This window comes from Corynebacterium sp. HMSC064E07 (genome assembly GCF_001815745.1).
GTDB lineage: Bacteria > Actinomycetota > Actinomycetes > Mycobacteriales > Mycobacteriaceae > Corynebacterium > Corynebacterium jeikeium_D.
Genome location: NZ_KV821818.1, coordinates 1 through 558, shown reverse-complemented (window position 1 = coordinate 558; position 558 = coordinate 1). Strand labels below are relative to the sequence as shown.

At 54.5% G+C, this 558-nt stretch carries 1 pseudogene; it reads right to left on the bottom strand.

Features of this window, described 5'->3' with window-relative positions:
- Positions 1-31: 31 nt before the first annotated feature.
- Positions 32-558, bottom strand: a pseudogene (locus tag HMPREF3053_RS07515) (IS256-like element IS3503 family transposase); the annotation flags it as partial.

The window sequence follows — 558 nt, the reverse complement described above, 5'->3', positions numbered from 1 at the left end:
GAAAAGTGTGTCTTTTCCGGGCGTGTTGCGGTTATTTGATCCAGCCTTTTTGGATGCCGAGGTTGTGTTGGTAGCTGGTGTCGATGGCGGTGTCGTATTCTGCTGGTGCACCGATGTCATTGGTAGTGGCTGTGGTGTTGTGGGTGATCAGGTCTGTTGCTGTGGAAAGTGCGTCTTGACCCCATCGTTGGTCCCTGGCGATCTTGACCGGATCGTCAGGGACTTCTGTATGTAGATACAGCCACCAATCCATCACTGTGCGTTGATGCGGTAGTGATAGTCCGCGGTGTCTGCGGGCTAGTTCTTTTATGGGGGCGTTGATGCCACCTTCGAGGCTGTTTGTTGTTGCTGCAAGGTTGTCGGGGTCGATGGTTGTTGGTGGGGGTTGCAGGTAGGTAAACAGCAGGTCTCTGCGGTGCAGAGATAGCAATGATTGATAGGCCGCTCGGACGCGTTGGTGGGTGTAGACCTTGGTGTAGGCGCCGGTAACGGGGTCTTTGATGGTGGTTTTCTCGTTCATCCATTCCCGGTAGGTGTGGTCGAATTCGTGCAGGTGGG